11 protein-coding genes are annotated in these 17,265 nt (G+C 60.5%); 10 read left to right on the top strand and 1 reads right to left on the bottom strand.

The annotated features are described in order from the left end of the window. Positions 1 to 83 precede the first annotated feature (83 nt). Entirely contained in the window at positions 84 to 1,352 is a 1,269-nt protein-coding gene (locus tag LOY68_RS02060) for a malic enzyme-like NAD(P)-binding protein (protein ID WP_163907866.1), read from the top strand. Between the two features lie 199 nt (positions 1,353 to 1,551). Here the strand turns inward: LOY68_RS02060 and LOY68_RS02065 are convergent, their stop codons facing one another. After that, the gene (locus LOY68_RS02065) at positions 1,552 to 3,993 is read right to left on the bottom strand and encodes a penicillin-binding protein 1A (RefSeq protein ID WP_413787185.1); all 2,442 of its coding nucleotides are present in this window, start codon (positions 3,991 to 3,993) and stop codon (positions 1,552 to 1,554) included. 218 nt (positions 3,994 to 4,211) lie between these two features. On the opposite strand from LOY68_RS02065, the gene LOY68_RS02070 reads away from it, so the two are divergent. From LOY68_RS02070 to gltB, 9 genes are all read left to right on the top strand, one after another. Then, positions 4,212 to 5,276 (top strand): pilus assembly protein PilM, encoded by a 1,065-nt coding sequence (locus tag LOY68_RS02070; RefSeq protein ID WP_163907870.1) that lies wholly within the window; start codon positions 4,212 to 4,214, stop codon positions 5,274 to 5,276. Next, positions 5,276 to 5,842, top strand: a complete 567-nt coding sequence (locus tag LOY68_RS02075; RefSeq protein ID WP_265042631.1) for a PilN domain-containing protein — start codon at positions 5,276 to 5,278, stop codon at positions 5,840 to 5,842. Before LOY68_RS02070 ends, LOY68_RS02075 begins: the two co-directional genes overlap by 1 nt. Next, positions 5,839 to 6,462: a type 4a pilus biogenesis protein PilO gene (pilO, locus tag LOY68_RS02080; protein ID WP_163907874.1), complete on the top strand. Its 624-nt coding sequence runs from the start codon at positions 5,839 to 5,841 to the stop codon at positions 6,460 to 6,462. Before LOY68_RS02075 ends, pilO begins: the two co-directional genes overlap by 4 nt. Next, on the top strand, positions 6,459 to 6,986 hold the full coding sequence (locus LOY68_RS02085; RefSeq protein WP_265042632.1) for a pilus assembly protein PilP: 528 nt from the start codon (positions 6,459 to 6,461) through the stop codon (positions 6,984 to 6,986). Before pilO ends, LOY68_RS02085 begins: the two co-directional genes overlap by 4 nt. Before the next feature lie 13 nt (positions 6,987 to 6,999). Next, positions 7,000 to 9,087, top strand: a complete 2,088-nt coding sequence (pilQ, locus tag LOY68_RS02090; RefSeq protein WP_163907876.1) for a type IV pilus secretin PilQ — start codon at positions 7,000 to 7,002, stop codon at positions 9,085 to 9,087. Positions 9,088 to 9,091: 4 nt separating this feature from the next. Then, the gene (aroK, locus tag LOY68_RS02095; RefSeq protein WP_265042634.1) at positions 9,092 to 9,610 is read left to right on the top strand and encodes a shikimate kinase AroK; all 519 of its coding nucleotides are present in this window, start codon (positions 9,092 to 9,094) and stop codon (positions 9,608 to 9,610) included. A gap of 151 nt (positions 9,611 to 9,761) precedes the next feature. Continuing rightward, on the top strand, positions 9,762 to 10,862 hold the full coding sequence (aroB, locus tag LOY68_RS02100; protein ID WP_265042635.1) for a 3-dehydroquinate synthase: 1,101 nt from the start codon (positions 9,762 to 9,764) through the stop codon (positions 10,860 to 10,862). Between the two features lie 10 nt (positions 10,863 to 10,872). Next, positions 10,873 to 12,462 (top strand): AAA family ATPase, encoded by a 1,590-nt coding sequence (locus tag LOY68_RS02105; RefSeq protein ID WP_265042636.1) that lies wholly within the window; start codon positions 10,873 to 10,875, stop codon positions 12,460 to 12,462. 350 nt (positions 12,463 to 12,812) lie between these two features. Continuing rightward, positions 12,813 to 17,258 carry a glutamate synthase large subunit gene (gltB, locus tag LOY68_RS02110; RefSeq protein WP_265042638.1) on the top strand — a complete coding sequence of 1,482 codons (4,446 nt, stop codon included), beginning with the start codon at positions 12,813 to 12,815 and terminating at the stop codon, positions 17,256 to 17,258. Positions 17,259 to 17,265: the final 7 nt, after the last annotated feature.

The raw sequence follows: 17,265 nt of genomic DNA on the forward strand, positions 1-17,265 counted from the left end.
TGACCGGTCAGTCTTGTAGGGACTTTACGACACGCGTATCCTCGGCGGTCCGTCTGTCCAACAGTAAAAAGCGGAATGCCCACATGTCTGATTTGAAAACTGCCGCTCTCGAATATCACGCCCATCCTCGTCCAGGGAAGCTGAGTGTCGAGCTCACCAAGGCCACCGCTACCGCCCGCGACCTGTCGCTGGCCTACAGCCCCGGCGTAGCCGAACCAGTACGCGAAATCGCCCGCGATCCTGAACTGGCCTACAAATACACCGGTAAAGGCAACCTGGTTGCAGTCATTTCCGATGGCACCGCGATTCTCGGCCTGGGTAACCTCGGCCCATTGGCTTCCAAGCCAGTGATGGAAGGTAAAGGCGTGCTGTTCAAGCGCTTCGCCGGCATCGACGTTTTCGACATCGAAGTCGACTCCGAAAGCCCGCAAGCCTTCATCGACACCGTCAAGCGTATCTCCATCACCTTCGGTGGCATCAACCTGGAAGACATCAAGGCACCTGAGTGCTTTGAGATCGAACGTGCTCTGATCGAGCAGTGCGACATTCCGGTATTCCACGATGACCAGCACGGCACCGCGATCGTTACTGCGGCCGGCATGATCAACGCCCTGGAAATCGCTGGCAAAACCCTGGCTGACGCCAAGATCGTCTGCCTGGGCGCTGGTGCGGCCGCCATCTCCTGCATGAAATTGCTGGTGAGCATGGGCGCCAACATCGAAAACATCTTCATGGTTGACCGTACCGGCGTGATCCACTCCGGCCGTGACGACCTGAACCAGTACAAGGCTGTGTTCGCTCACGCGACTGAAAAGCGCACCCTGGCTGACGCTCTGACCGGTGCAGACGTGTTCGTCGGCCTGTCCGGCCCGAACCTGCTCAGCGCCGAAGGCCTGAAGTCCATGGCGGCCAACCCGATCGTGTTCGCGTGCTCCAACCCGGATCCAGAGATCTCCCCGGAACTGGCTCACGCCACCCGTGACGACGTGATCATGGCTACCGGCCGTTCGGACTACCCGAACCAGGTCAACAACGTACTGGGCTTCCCGTTCATCTTCCGCGGTGCCCTGGACGTTCGCGCCAAGCGCATCAACGAAGAAATGAAAGTGGCCGCGGCCAACGCCCTGCGCGAACTGGCCAAGCTGCCGGTTCCTCAGGAAGTGTGCGACGCCTACGGCGGTATCAAACTGGAATTCGGTCGTGAGTACATCATCCCGAAACCAATGGATGCCCGCCTGATCACCGTGATCTCCGATGCCGTGGCCAAGGCCGCCATCGAGACCGGCGTAGCGACCCTGCCGTATCCGAAGAACTACCCGCTGAAAAGCGTGGATGACGTGTTCAACGGCTAAGCTGTAGCGCATGAAAAACCCGGCCATTGGCCGGGTTTTTTTATGGGGATAAAGATCAAAAGATCGCAGCCTTCGGCAGCTCCTGCATGAGAATGCGTTCCCCTGTAGGAGCTGCCGAAAGCTGCGATCTTTTGATCTTGCGTGCAACAAAAAGCCCCGCACTTCTCTCGAAGGCGGGGCTTTTTGTTGCGTCAGCCGATCAGAACAAATCGATCGGTGCCGCTTCATCCGCTGGCAATGGGCTGCCCGGCGCTGTGCCGTTGCCCAGCTCGTTCACCGACGGTGGCGTGTCCTCGGCCTTGAACAGCTCGAAGTAAGCCCCAGGCGTGCTTGGCGTGGCCGCACGGCCGCTGACCGGGTCAACCCGCAGGCTGAGGATGCCTTCCGGCTCCGCTTGCGTATGTGGCGGCTTGCCTTTGAGCGCGGCGGCCATGTAGTTCATCCAGATCGGCAGCGCGACGGTGCCGCCGAATTCCTTGCGACCCAGGCTCTCTGGCTGGTCGAAACCGGTCCAGACCGTGGTCACGTAATCGGCGTTGTAGCCGGAGAACCAGGCATCCTTGGATTCGTTGGTCGTACCAGTCTTGCCCGCGATATCGGGACGGCCCAGGGCCAGCGCGCGGCGGCCGGTGCCCAGTTTGATCACGTCCTCAAGCATGCTGTTGAGGATGAACGTGGTGCGGCCATCGACAATCCGCTCGGCCAGGGCTGGGGTTTGCGGCAGCGTGCCAGGTGCGGCTGGCGCTTCGCCCGGGGTCGCGTTGACCGTGAACGGCTGCGCAACCGGTGCGGCCAGGCCAGCGGTCGCCGTATCGCCCTGAGGCACGCTCGGCGGGTTGGCGACGAACAGCGTGTCACCGTTGCGGCTTTCGATCTTGTCGATGATGTACGGGGTGATCTTGTAGCCGCCGTTGGCGAAGGTGCTCCAACCGGTGGCGATCTCCATTGGTGTCAGGGTTGCGGTGCCCAGCGCCAGGGACAGGTTGCGCGGCAAGTCCTGCTTGTTGAAGCCGAACTTGCTGATGTAGTCGATGGTGCGATCAACGCCCAACGCCTGCACCAACCGGATCGACACCAGGTTGCGCGACTTGTACAGACCTTCACGCAAGCGGATCGGGCCGAGGAAGGTGTTGGTGTCGTTCTTCGGACGCCATACCTTGTCCAGGTACTCGTCGACAAACACGATCGGCGCGTCGTTCACCAGGGTCGCGGCGGTGTAGCCGTTATCCAGGGCGGCGCTGTAGACGAACGGCTTGAAGCTCGAGCCCGGCTGACGCTTGGCTTGCAGGGCACGGTTGTAATTGCTCTGCTCGAACGCGAAGCCGCCGACCAGCGAACGGATCGCACCGTTCTGCGGATCCAGGGAGACCAATGCACCCTGGGCCTGAGGAATCTGGCTGAACTTCAGCGAGTTGTCCGGCTGGCGTTGGACGCGAATCAGGTCACCGACCTGGGCCACGTCCGCCGGCTGCTTCGGATTGGCGCCCATGCTGTTGGTGTTCAGGAAGGGGCGTGCCCACTTCATGGTGTCCCAGCTAACGTGTTCGTCGCCGGTGCGGGTCATCACTTGCAGGCCGTTTTTGTCGACCTGGGTAACGATGGCCGGCTCCAGGCTGCTGATGGTGCGCTGCTTGGTCAGTTCGGTGGCCCAGGCTTCACGGGTCTTGCCCGGCAGGCGCGATTCAGGACCGCGATAGCCGTGACGCTGGTCGTAGGTCATCAAGCCTTCGTGGACCGCAGTGTTGGCCATTTCCTGCAGATTGCTCGGCACGGTCGTGGTGACGCGGAAACCTTCGGTGTAGGCGTCGCTGCCATAACGACCGACCATTTCGGCGCGGGCCATTTCAGCGATGTACGGCGCGTTCACTTCCGGGGTCGGCACGTGATAGCTGGCGTTCAGCGGTTCGTTGATCGCGGTGGTGTAGTCGGCTTCGGTGATTTTCCCGAGCTTGTACATGCGCCCCAGGATCCAGTCGCGACGTTCCTTGCTACGGGCCGGGTTGGCCAGCGGGTTGAAGCGCGAAGGGGCTTTTGGCAGGCCGGCGATCATCGCCATCTGCGCCAGGCTCACATCTCGAATCGATTTGCCGTAGTAGACCTGCGCCGCTGCCTCGATGCCGTAGGCGCGGTTACCCAGGTAGATCTTGTTGACGTACAGCTCAAGGATTTCGTCCTTGGTCAGCTGCCGTTCGATCTGCAGGGCCAGAAGAATTTCGGTGGTTTTGCGCGAGAAGCTGCGTTCGCTGGTCAGGAAGAAGTTCTTCGCCACCTGCATGGTGATGGTGCTGCCGCCGGACTGGATGTGGCCGCTTTTGACCAGTTGGGTCGCGGCACGCATCAGGCTGCTCGGATCGACGCCATAGTGGTTGGCGAAGTTGTCGTCTTCAGCACTTAGTAACGCATTGATGAAATTGGGCGGAATGTCGGCGAAACGGATCGGAGTCCGGCGCATTTCGCCAAATTCTGCGATCAACTTGTTATCGCTGCTGTAGACCCGCAGAGGAATCTGCAACTGAATGCTTCTCAGCGCCTCCACGGACGGCAAACCCGGACTAAGGTAAAGATAGGCGCCACTGAGACCTAAAAGCAGTCCGCAGAAAACGGCGACGATGGACCAACCGAAAAATTTCAGCAGACGAATCAAGGCGTTTGAACATCCAGGGTAAAGAATGAATTTGGCGTCAGGGTCCCGATTACACAGAGAACGACCCGCGCTGGCAGTAAAAGCGGAAAAAAACGCTGGGCATTATAAGCATTTTTCCGTGATGGGCGTCATTTGCGCTTCTGTCAAGACGGGGTGATTGAACGCAATGCACATTACAGAGTCCGTAACTCACGGATAGTCATAGGGAATTGGTAGTGCTAGGACTCTTCAATAAAAAGACCAGAACGCTTCTGGGGATCGACATCAGCTCCACGTCGGTGAAGCTTCTGGAGCTCAGCCGCCAGGGCGACCGATACCGGGTCGAGGCCTACGCGGTCGAACCGCTGCCGGCCAGCGCGGTCATCGAGAAGAACATCGCCGAGCTTGAAGGTGTGGGCCAGGCGTTGTCACGCGTGCTTCTCAAGGCTCGGACCGGTATCCGGAACGTCGCGGTTGCGGTGGCCGGTTCGGCGGTGATTACCAAGACCATCGAGATGGACGCCGGGCTGTCCGACGAAGAGATGGAAAACCAGCTCAAGATCGAAGCCGACCAATACATTCCTTATCCATTGGACGAAGTCGCCATCGATTTCGAAGTCCAGGGTGTATCGGTGCGCAACCCCGAGCGGGTCAATGTGCTGCTGGCCGCCTGTCGGAAAGAAAACGTCGAAGTTCGCGAGGCGGCGCTGGCTCTCGCCGGGCTGACCGCCAAGGTGGTGGACGTCGAAGCTTATGCCCTCGAACGTTCCTTTGGCCTGCTGGCGACCCAACTGGCCTCCAATCAAGAACGCCCGACCGTCGCGGTGGTGGACATCGGCGCGACCATGACCACCCTGAGCGTGCTGCATAACGGCCGGATCATCTACACCCGCGAACAATTGTTCGGCGGTCGCCAACTCACTGAAGAAATCCAGCGCCGCTATGGCCTGACCACTGAGCAGGCCGGGCTGGCAAAGAAGCAGGGCGGTTTGCCGGACGACTATGTCAGCGAGGTGTTGCAGCCGTTTCGCGATGCGCTGGTGCAGCAGGTCTCTCGCTCATTGCAGTTTTTCTTTGCGTCCGGGCAGTACAACGCGGTCGACCATATCCTGCTGGCCGGCGGCACCGCCTCGGTGCCCGGGCTTGATCGATTGATCGAGCAGCGGCTGGGCACGCCGACCCAGGTCGCCAACCCATTCGCGGACATGGCGCTGAGCAGCAAGGTCAACGCCGGCGCCCTCGCCAGCGATGCCCCGGCCTTGATGATTGCCTGCGGCCTGGCCCTCAGGAGTTTCGACTGATGGCGCGGATCAACCTTTTACCCTGGCGTGAAGAACTGCGTGAAGAGCGTCGCAAGCGCTTTCTGCTGGCGCTGGTGGGCGTGCTGGTCGGTTCGGTGGGCTTGGTGCTGATTGTCGACCAGGTCATCAGCGGCGCCATCAGTCAGCAAGTGGCCCGCAACGATTACCTTGGCAAACAGATTGCCGTCGTCGATGAGCGCATCAAGCAAATCAGCGAGCTCAAGGCCCGGCGCCAGCAACTGGTGGAGCGCATGCGCATCATCCAGGACCTGCAAGGCAACCGGCAGATCAGCGGGCGAATTTTCGACCAGTTGGCGCGTACCCTGCCGGACGGGGTGTATTTCACCGAAGTGAAAATGCAGGGCAAGAGCCTGGCGATCACCGGTGCGGCAGAGTCGAACAACAAGGTGTCGGAGCTGATGCGCAATCTCGATGCCTCGGACTGGTTCGACGCGCCAAGCCTGACCGAGGTCAAGGCGACGACAGCTGGTCAACTGGATCAGGCCAATGTGTTTCAGCTGACCGTTCGTCAGACTCAGCCCGCCACCCTGGAGGTCGCTAAATGAGGCCGTCCGAATGGTTCGAAGGGCTGCGCAAGATCGACATCAATGATCTGGACACCAACAACATCGGCTCCTGGCCCCCGGCAATCAAGGCTTTGGCGGGCATTCTGCTGATGGTTCTGGTGCTGGGGCTGGGCTACAACTTTTTCATCAGCGACATGCAGAACGAACTCGACCTCAAGCGTGCGGAAGAATCGACGCTCAAGGATCAGTTTGCCAGCAAGGCCGGCATGGCGGCGAACCTGGAGCTCTACACCCAGCAGATGAAAGAGATGGAGAACTCCTTCGGCGTGCTGTTGCGGCAATTGCCCAGCGACACCGAAGTCCCCGGCCTGCTGGAAGACATCACCCGCACCGGCCTGGGCAGCGGCCTGGAATTCGAAGAGATCAAATTGCTGCCGGAAGTCACCCAGCAGTTCTACATCGAGTTGCCGATCCAGATCACCGTCACCGGCGCCTATCACGACTTGGCGACCTTCGTCAGTGGCGTGGCCGGGCTGCCGCGCATCGTCACCCTGCATGACTTCGACCTCGCGCCGGCCAACCCCGACGGCGGTACGAAGCTGCGCATGAGCATCCTCGCCAAGACGTACCGCTACAACGACAAGGGGCTGCAAAAATGACCCCGATTCGTTGTTTACCCATGGTCGTGTTGTTGGCCGGACTGGGCGGTTGCGGCGGCGACAATGGCTTCGGCGATCTGGACGCTTACCTGAACGAAGTGCGCCTGCGTCCACCCGGCAAGATTGAACCAACGCCGACATTCCGGTCTTACCCAACATTCACCTACAGCGCCGCCAACCTGCGCAGCCCGTTTTCCCGACAAGTCAGGAACGACCTGGCCGGCCAGAAGCACGGCTCGCGCAACGTCAAGCCCGACCCCAATCGGGTCAAGCAGTACCTCGAAGGTTTCAACATCGAGCAGTTTGAAATGGTCGGCACGATCTCGAATGCCTCTGGCTCCTTTGCGCTGCTGCGCGGGGCAGGCGGGGTGCACCGGTTGAAAGTCGGCGATTACCTGGGGCGTAACGATGGGCGGATCGTCGCCATCAGCGGCTCGCAAGTCGATGTGGTCGAAATCGTTCCCGACGGCGAAGGCGCCTGGCTGGAACGGCCGCGGACCATCCCTTTGAAAGAGCACTCATAGTGGAACTCGAATAATGAACAGGATTTTCTCAACCCTCGGTATTTCGCTATGGATAGCGCTGCTGTCGCCGATGGTACAAGCGGCCACCCTCAACGCGTTGGATGTCGCCGCGCTGCCGGGTGATCGCGTCGAGTTGAAGTTGACCTTCGATGGGCCGCCACCTCCGCCCCACGGCTACACCACCGAATCACCGGCGCGCATCGCGCTGGATCTGCCGGGCGTGGTCAGCAAACTGGCCAACAAAAACCGTGACCTCGGTGGCGGCAATGCCCGCAGCGCCACGGTGGTCGAAGCCAAGGACCGCACGCGGCTGATCATCAACCTGACTCAACTGACGCCCTATAGCTCCAGGGTTGAGGGCAACAATCTGTTCGTGGTCGTTGGGCAAGGCGCGAAAAGCACGGCGGCCAAACCCGTCGCCAGCGCACCCCGCCCAGCTACCGCAAAACCGGCGCCCGCCAAGGCCTATGCGCCCGTCGGCAAGGCCATTCGCGGCGTGGATTTTCAGCGCGGCACCCAAGGTGAAGGCAATGTGGTGATCGACTTGTCGGATCCATCCATTGCACCGGATATTCAGGAGCGCGAGGGCAAGATCATCCTCGGTTTCGCCAGGACCCAATTGCCTGACCCGTTACGGGTGCGCCTGGACGTCAAGGATTTCGCGACTCCGGTGCAGTTCGTCAACGCCAGTGCCACCGGTGACCGCGCGGTGATCAGCATCGAGCCGAGCGGCGCTTTCGAATACTCGACCTACCAGACCGACAACAAGCTGACCGTCAGCATCCGTCCGATGACCGTCGATGACTTGCAGAAGCGCAACGCCGAGCGCTTTGCCTACACCGGCGAAAAGCTCTCGCTGAACTTCCAGGACATTGATGTGCGCTCGGTGCTGCAACTGATCGCCGACTTCACCAACCTCAACCTCGTGGCCAGTGACACGGTTCAGGGCGGCATCACCTTGCGTCTGCAGAACGTGCCGTGGGATCAGGCGCTGGACCTGGTGCTGAAAACCAAAGGCCTGGACAAGCGCAAGATCGGCAACGTCTTGCTGGTCGCGCCAGCGGATGAAATCGCCGCCCGTGAGCGTCAGGAACTGGAGTCGCAAAAACAGATCGCCGAACTGGCGCCGCTGCGGCGGGAGCTGTTGCAGGTCAATTACGCCAAGGCCGCCGACATCGCCAAGCTGTTCACTTCGGTGACCAGTGCCGAGGCGAAAATCGATGAGCGGGGTTCGATCACGGTCGATGAGCGCACCAACAACATCATCGCCTACCAGACCCAGGATCGCCTCGACGAGCTTCGCCGCATCGTTGCGCAACTGGATATCCCGGTGCGCCAGGTGATGATCGAAGCGCGGATCGTCGAAGCCAACGTCGATTACGACAAGAGTCTCGGCGTGCGCTGGGGCGGCTCGATCCAGAACAAGGGCAACTGGAACACCTCGGGTGTCAGTAATGGCGCCAATGCTTCGAACACCATCGGCACGCCCGGCAGCACCAGCACCAACTCGCCGTTCGTCGACATGGGCACGGCGGCTAACACCTCGGGGCTCGGCATCGCCTTCATCACCGACAATGTGCTGCTGGATCTTGAGCTGACGGCCATGGAAAAAACCGGCAACGGCGAAATCGTCTCGCAGCCCAAAGTGGTCACGTCCGATAAGGAAACCGCGAAAATCCTCAAGGGCACCGAGATTCCGTATCAGGAGGCCAGCTCCAGTGGTGCGACGTCGGTGTCGTTCAAAGAGGCTTCGCTGTCCCTGGAAGTGACGCCGCAAATCACCCCGGATAACCGCATCATCATGGAGGTCAAGGTCACCAAGGACGAACCGGACTACCTCAACAAAGTGCAGGATGTACCGCCGATCAAGAAAAACGAGGTCAACGCCAAGGTGCTGGTTAACGACGGCGAGACCATCGTCATTGGCGGGGTTTTCTCAAATACTCAGAGCAAGGTTGTAGATAAGGTGCCATTTCTCGGCGATGTGCCGTATCTTGGCCGCCTTTTCCGGCGTGACGTGGTTTCGGAGAAAAAATCCGAGCTGCTGGTATTTCTCACTCCGCGTATCATGAATAACCAGGCGATTGCTGTGAGTCGTTGATTCTGTGCGAAATTTGATTCTTGTTGGACCGATGGGGGCTGGAAAAAGCACCATCGGCCGTTTGCTGGCCAAAGAGCTGCGCCTGCCGTTCAAAGATTCCGACAAGGAAATTGAATTGCGCACGGGCGCCAATATCCCGTGGATCTTCGATAAGGAAGGCGAGCCCGGCTTTCGTGATCGCGAGCAAGCGATGATCGAAGAGCTGTGCGGCTGCGACGGCGTGGTGCTGGCGACCGGTGGAGGTGCAGTGATGCGCGAAGCCAATCGTCGGGCCCTGCATGCCGGGGGACACGTGGTGTATCTGCACGCGTCTGTCGAGCAGCAAGTCGGCCGCACTTCCCGTGACCGCAATCGTCCGTTGTTGCGCACCGCCGATCCGGCCAAGACCCTGCGGGATCTGCTGGCGATCCGTGATCCGCTTTATCGGGAAATCGCCGATCTGGTGGTGGAAACCGATGAGCGGCCGCCACGAATGGTGGTGCTCGACATTCTCGAACGTTTGCAGCAGCTTCCTCCCCGTTAAAGCGCAGCGCGAAATGCGCTATCCTCGGCGTCCTGTCATGGCCGCTCAAGGTTGTGGCGGATGGCTATCAAACGGCGTCACACCAGCAGGCGCCGCGCACCTTCGTTAACTCAAGGCAGGACGCCTGATTCCATCTTCACTGTGGGGACACATGCAGACACTCAAGGTCGATCTAGGCGAGCGCAGCTACCCGATTCATATTGGCGAAGGTTTGTTGGATCAGCCCGAGTTGCTGGCCCCGCACATTCGCGGGCGGCAAGTGGCAATCATCTCCAACGAGACCGTTGCGCCGCTCTATCTCGAGCGTCTGACCAAAAGCCTCGCTCAGTTCTCGGTTGTCTCCGTGGTGCTGCCCGACGGCGAAGCCTTCAAGACCTGGGAAACCCTGCAACTGATTTTCGACGGTCTGCTGACCGCCCGCCACGATCGCCGCACCACGGTGATCGCCCTCGGCGGCGGCGTGATTGGTGACATGGCCGGGTTTGCCGCTGCCTGCTACCAGCGCGGCGTCGATTTCATCCAGGTGCCGACCACATTGCTGTCGCAAGTCGACTCATCGGTGGGCGGCAAGACCGGGATCAATCATCCGCTGGGCAAGAACATGGTCGGCGCCTTCTATCAGCCGAATGTGGTGCTGATCGATACCGCCACCCTGAATACGCTGCCGGCGCGCGAACTGTCTGCGGGCCTGGCTGAAGTCATCAAGTACGGGCTGATCTGCGACGAACCGTTCCTCACCTGGCTCGAAGAAAACGTCGATCGCCTGCGCGCCCTCGATCAGGTCGCCCTGACGTACGCTATCAAGCGCTCCTGCGAGGCCAAGGCTGAAGTGGTGGGCGCCGATGAAAAAGAAACCGGCGTGCGCGCCACGCTGAACCTGGGGCACACCTTCGGCCACGCCATCGAAACCCACATGGGCTATGGTGTGTGGCTACATGGTGAAGCGGTCGCTGCTGGCACCGTAATGGCGCTGGAAATGTCCGCGCGCCTGGGCTGGATCAGCGAGCAGGAGCGCGATCGCGGTATTCGCCTGTTCCAGCGCGCCGGCCTGCCGGTCGTGCCGCCTGAAGAGATGACTGAAGCCGATTTTCTCGAACACATGGCAATTGACAAGAAAGTGATCGACGGTCGTTTGCGCCTGGTGCTGCTGCGCCACATGGGCGAAGCGGTGGTGACCGACGATTATCCGAAAGAGGTTCTACAGGCCACGCTGGGAGCGGATTACCGCGCCCTGGCTCAGCTTAAAGGTTAATAAGATCCCGATGACTAGTTTGCATGCCGACGAGGCTTTCCTCGGCCATTTCCAGTTAAGTCATGACCCTTTTGCTCCACGGGTGCCTGGCTTCAAATTTTTCCCGGCCCAGCGCAAGCCGGTGCTGGGGCAACTGCATCACCTGGCGCGCTACAGCCAGTTGCTGCTGGTAGTCACTGGCCCGCAAGGCAGCGGCAAGACCCTGTTGCGTCAGGCCCTGGTGGCCAGCACCAACAAGCAATCCGTGCAAAGCGTGGTGGTTTCCGCCCGTGGCGCCGGCGATGCCGCTGGCGTGTTGCGTCAAGTCGCCCAGGCGCTGAACGTGGCCCAGCCCGAGATCAACGCGATTCTGGCCCAAGTGGTGCAGCTCGCGCTGACGGGGCAGGAAGTCTATTTGCTGGTGGACGACGCCGAGCAACTCGACGAATCCGCCCTCGAAGCCTTGATGGCGTTGGCGGCCGGCGCACCGGAGGGTCGCCCGCATGTGTTCCTGTTCGGCGAGTCGTCGCTGATTGCGCAACTTGAGGCGCTGAGCCTTGAGGAAGAGCGCTTCCACGTCATCGAACTGCAGCCGTACACCGAAGAAGAAACCCGCGAATACCTGGATCAGCGTCTCGAAGGCGCCGGTCGGGGTATCGAACTTTTTACCGCGGATCAGATCTCTGATATTCACGAAAGCTCCGACGGTTGGCCTGGCAACATCAACCAGGTCGCCCGCGATGCGATGATCGAAGCCATGATTGCCAGCCGCACAGCGGTGAAGCGTCCAAGTATGGGGTTCAACATGCCGAAGAAACACGTATTGGCGATTTCCGCCGTAGTCGTGGTCGCGGTAGCCGCCGCCTGGTTGATGCCGGGCCGCAGCAAGACACCGACCACCGGCGCACCGGCCAACGAACAAGCCCAACTGCCACTGGGCACGCCAAAACCTAACGCTGCCGGGGGCGCTCCTTCGGTAGAGTTCGCTGGCAACACGCAACCGATGCCGTTGCCGCTGGTCGGCCAATCGCAACCGGTCATGCGCAGCCCGCTGGCCGAAGCGGCCGGTGGTATTACTGAAGGCGACGACGGCGTGCCGGTCGAAGGCTCCAGCGCTACACCGCCAACCGTGACCACGGTTGCGCCGCCTGCCGGCATCCAGCCTGGCCCTGCGCCAACACCAACGCCGGCCGCCAAACCTGCACCAGCACCGACTCAGGTCGCTACCGCCAAGCCAGCGCCTGCGCCAGCCGCCAAACCGGCCCCAGCGCCAGCCAAGCCTGTTGTCGCGGCCAAACCGGCCGAGAAGCCGGTGACCGTCGCCAAAGCCGCCGGTGGCAGCTGGTATGCCGGGCAAGCACCGGGCAACTACGTGGTGCAGATCCTCGGCACCAGCTCCGAAGCCGCCGCGCAAACCTTCGTCAAGGAGCAGGGCGGCGAGTACCGTTATTTCAAGAAAGTCCTCAACGGCAAACCGCTTTTCGTCATCACCTACGGCAGCTTCGCTAACCGCGATGCAGCCGTTAGCGCCATCAAGGCCTTGCCAGCGAAGGTTCAGGCTGGTAAACCTTGGCCTCGCTCCGTCGCCAGCGTCCAACAGGAACTGGCAACAGCTCGCTGAAGATTCGGCGGCCTTACCCAGGCCGCCTCTCTCGGCACCTCAAAATTTCTACAAGCGCATGCCGCCTCTACAGGCCGCGTGCCTTGTGGTGTCTGCGTCATAGTGGTCTTTGAGTCGTTGCGGTCAAAATTAAAAAAGTTTTGACTAGCACAGCATATCGCTTTAAACCTTTCACAAATGCGACATAGATTTGCGACATTTCGTCGTCAAATTTGTGAGCGTAAGTGTCGGTGTGTACAATGACCTCCCTTTTGCCCCCGCAAAGCCGACGTACGTTCGGCGTGGATGGCAAGTGGTTGAATTGAAAAGAAATTTGCCTCGATAAGAGGCAGCCTGGTGAGAAAGTGTCTATGAAAGCAGGTCTGTACCAACCAGATGAATTCAAGGATAACTGCGGTTTTGGCCTGATAGCCCATATGCAGGGCGAGCCCAGTCATACCCTTTTGCAAACGGCCATTGAGGCCCTGACCTGCATGACCCACCGCGGTGGGATCAACGCCGACGGCAAGACCGGTGACGGTTGCGGCTTGCTGATTCAAAAGCCGGATGTGTTCCTGCGAGCCATTGCCCAGGAAACCTTCGGCGTTGCACTGCCCAAGCAATATGCCGTGGGCATGGTCTTCTTCAACCAGGACCCGGTCAAAGCCGAAGCTGCTCGCGAGAACATGAACCGCGAGATCCTCGCTGCGGGCCTGCAACTCGTCGGCTGGCGCAAAGTGCCAATCGACACCAGCGTCCTCGGCCGCCTGGCCCTTGAGCGCCTGCCGCAGATCGAACAGGTGTACATCGGCGGTGAAGGCCTGAGCGATCAGGACATGGCGATCAAGCTGTTCACTTCGCGTCGTCGCTCGTCCGTGGCCAACGCCGCCGACGTCGATCACTACATCTGCAGCTTTTCGCACAAGACCATCATTTATAAAGGCCTGATGATGCCGGCGGATTTGACCGCCTTCTATCCAGACCTCAGCGATCAGCGCCTGCAAACCTCGATCTGCGTGTTCCACCAGCGCTTCTCGACCAACACCCTGCCGAAATGGCCGTTGGCGCAGCCGTTCCGCTTCCTCGCCCACAACGGCGAGATCAACACCATCACCGGTAACCGTAACTGGGCCGTGGCCCGTCGCACCAAGTTCACCAACGACTTGATGGATCTGGAAGAACTCGGCCCATTGGTCAACCGCGTGGGTTCCGACTCCTCCAGCATGGACAACATGCTCGAGCTGATGGTCACCGGCGGCATCGACCTGTTCCGCGGCGTGCGGATGATCATTCCGCCTGCGTGGCAGAACGTCGAAACCATGGACCCGGATCTGCGGGCATTCTACGAATACAACTCGATGCACATGGAACCGTGGGACGGCCCGGCCGGCGTGGTAATGACCGACGGTCGCTACGCGGTGTGCCTGCTCGACCGTAACGGTCTGCGTCCGGCGCGTTGGGTCACCACCAAGAACGGCTTCATCACCCTGGCCTCGGAAATCGGTGTCTGGAACTACCAGCCTGAAGACGTGATTGCCAAGGGCCGCGTGGGCCCGGGCCAGATCTTTGCCGTGGACACCGAAACCGGTCAGATCCTCGATACCGACGCGATCGATAACCGCTTGAAGTCCCGTCATCCGTACAAGCAATGGCTGCGCAAGAATGCCCTGCGCATCCAGGCGACCATGGAAGACAACGACCACGGTTCGGCTTTCTATGACGTCGACCAACTCAAGCAGTACATGAAGATGTACCAGGTCACGTTCGAAGAACGCGATCAGGTGCTGCGTCCGCTCGGCGAGCAAGGCTACGAAGCCGTTGGCTCGATGGGCGACGATACGCCGATGGCCGTGCTGTCTCAGCGCGTGCGCACGCCGTACGACTATTTCCGCCAGCAGTTCGCGCAGGTCACCAACCCGCCGATCGACCCGCTGCGTGAAGCCATCGTCATGTCGCTGGAAATCTGCCTCGGTGCCGAGCGCAACATTTTCCAGGAGTCGCCGGAACACGCCTCGCGCGTAATCCTCAGCTCGCCGGTCATTTCCCCGGCCAAGTGGCGCTCGCTGATGAACCTCGATCGTCCGGGCTTCGAGCGCGCGATCATCGACCTCAACTACGACGAAAGCATCGGCCTCGAAGCGGCCATCCGCAACGTCGCTGATCAGGCTGAAGAAGCCGTGCGCTCCGGTCGTACTCAGGTTGTATTGAGTGACCGTCACATTGCTCCGGGCAAGTTGCCGATCCACGCTTCGCTGGCTACCGGTGCGGTGCACCACCGCCTGACCGAAAAAGGCCTGCGTTGCGACTCCAACATCCTGGTTGAAACCGCCACCGCCCGCGATCCGCATCACTTTGCGGTGTTGATCGGTTTCGGCGCCTCGGCGGTCTATCCGTTCCTGGCCTACGAAGTGCTGGGCGACCTGATCCGTACCGGTGAAGTGCTGGGCGACCTCTATGAGGTGTTCAAGAACTACCGCAAAGGCATCACCAAAGGTCTGCTGAAGATCCTGTCGAAGATGGGCATCTCGACCATTACGTCGTACCGCGGTGCGCAGTTGTTCGAAGCCATCGGCCTGTCCGAAGAAGTTTGCGAACTGAGCTTCCGTGGCGTGCCGAGCCGCATCAAGGGTGCGCGTTTCGTCGACATCGAAGCCGAACAGAAAGCCCTCGCCGCCGAAGCCTGGAGCCCGCGTAAGCCAATCCAGCAGGGCGGTTTGCTGAAGTTCGTCCACGGTGGCGAATATCACGCCTACAACCCGGACGTGGTCAGCACCCTGCAAGCCGCTGTGCAGCAGGGCGACTACAGCAAGTTCAAGGAATACACGGCGCTGGTGGACAACCGTCCGGTGTCGATGATCCGCGACTTGTTCAAAGTGAAGACCTTGGACACTGCGCTGGACATCAGCGAGATCGAACCCCTGGAATCGGTGCTCAAGCGCTTCGACTCTGCGGGCATCTCCCTCGGCGCCTTGTCGCCGGAAGCTCACGAAGCCCTGGCCGAAGCCATGAACCGCCTCGGTGCGCGTTCCAACTCCGGCGAAGGCGGCGAAGACCCGGCGCGCTACGGCACGATCAAGAGCTCGAAAATCAAGCAAGTCGCGACTGGCCGTTTCGGTGTAACTCCGGAATACCTGGTCAACGCTGAAGTGCTGCAGATCAAAGTCGCTCAGGGCGCGAAGCCCGGCGAAGGTGGTCAGCTGCCTGGTGGCAAGGTCAACGGTCTGATCGCCAAGCTGCGTTACGCAGTGCCGGGCGTGACCCTGATTTCGCCGCCGCCGCACCACGACATCTATTCGATCGAAGATTTGTCGCAGCTGATTTTCGACCTGAAACAAGTCAACCCGAAGGCCCTGGTCTCGGTGAAACTCGTTGCAGAAGCCGGCGTTGGCACCATCGCTGCCGGTGTGGCCAAGGCCTACGCGGACTTGATCACCATCTCCGGCTACGACGGCGGCACCGGTGCATCGCCGCTGACCTCGATCAAATACGCGGGCGCACCGTGGGAACTCGGCCTGGCCGAAACCCACCAGACCCTGCGTGGCAACGACCTGCGCGGCAAAGTCCGGGTACAAACCGACGGCGGCCTGAAAACCGGCCTCGACGTGATCAAGGCTGCGATCCTCGGCGCTGAAAGCTTCGGCTTCGGCACCGCGCCAATGATCGCCCTAGGCTGCAAATACCTGCGCATCTGCCACCTGAACAACTGCGCCACCGGCGTTGCGACTCAGAACGAGAAGCTGCGCAAGGATCACTACATCGGCACCGTCGACATGGTGGTGAATTTCTTCACCTACGTCGCCGAAGAAACCCGTGAGTGGCTGGCCAAGCTGGGCGTGCGCTCCCTCGAAGAGTTGATCGGCCGTACCGATCTGCTGGAAATCCTCGAAGGCCAGACCGCCAAGCAGCAACACCTGGACCTGACCCCGTTGCTCGGCAGCGATCACATCCCGGCAGACAAGCCACAATTCTGCCAGGTGGACCGCAACCCGCCGTTCGACAAAGGCCTGCTGGCCGAGAAAATGGTCGACTTGGCCACTTCTGCCATCAACGACAAGAGCGGCGCCGAGTTCGCCCTGGATATCTGCAACTGCGACCGTTCGATCGGCGCGCGGATCTCCGGTGAAATCGCCCGCAAGCACGGCAACCAAGGCATGGCGAACGCGCCGATCACCTTCCGCTTCAAAGGGACGGCCGGTCAGAGCTTCGGTGTGTGGAACGCCGGCGGCCTGAACATGTACCTGGAAGGCGACGCTAACGATTACGTCGGTAAAGGCATGACCGGCGGCAAACTGGTCATCGTGCCGCCCAAGGGCAGCGTCTACAAGACTCAGGACAGTGCCATTATCGGCAACACCTGCCTGTACGGCGCCACTGGCGGCAAGCTGTTCGCCGCTGGCACCGCGGGCGAGCGTTTCGCCGTGCGTAACTCCGGTGCTCACACCGTGGTTGAAGGCACCGGCGATCACTGCTGCGAGTACATGACCGGTGGTTTCGTCTGCGTTTTGGGCAAGACCGGTTACAACTTCGGCTCAGGCATGACCGGCGGTTTCGCCTACGTGCTCGACCAGGACAACACCTTCGTTGACCGGGTCAACCACGAACTGGTGGAAATCCAGCGGATCAGCGGCGAAGCGATGGAAGCCTATCGCAGCCACCTGCAACGCGTGCTGGACGAATACGTCGCGGAAACCGACAGCGAATGGGGTCGTAACCTCGCTGAAAACCTCGACGACTATCTGCGCCGTTTCTGGTTGGTCAAGCCTAAGGCTGCCAACTTGAAATCGTTGCTTTCCAGCACCCGTGCCAATCCGCAGTGATATGCGC

This window comes from Pseudomonas sp. B21-053 (assembly GCF_026016365.1).
In the GTDB taxonomy this organism is placed as follows: Bacteria; Pseudomonadota; Gammaproteobacteria; order Pseudomonadales; family Pseudomonadaceae; genus Aquipseudomonas; species Aquipseudomonas nunensis.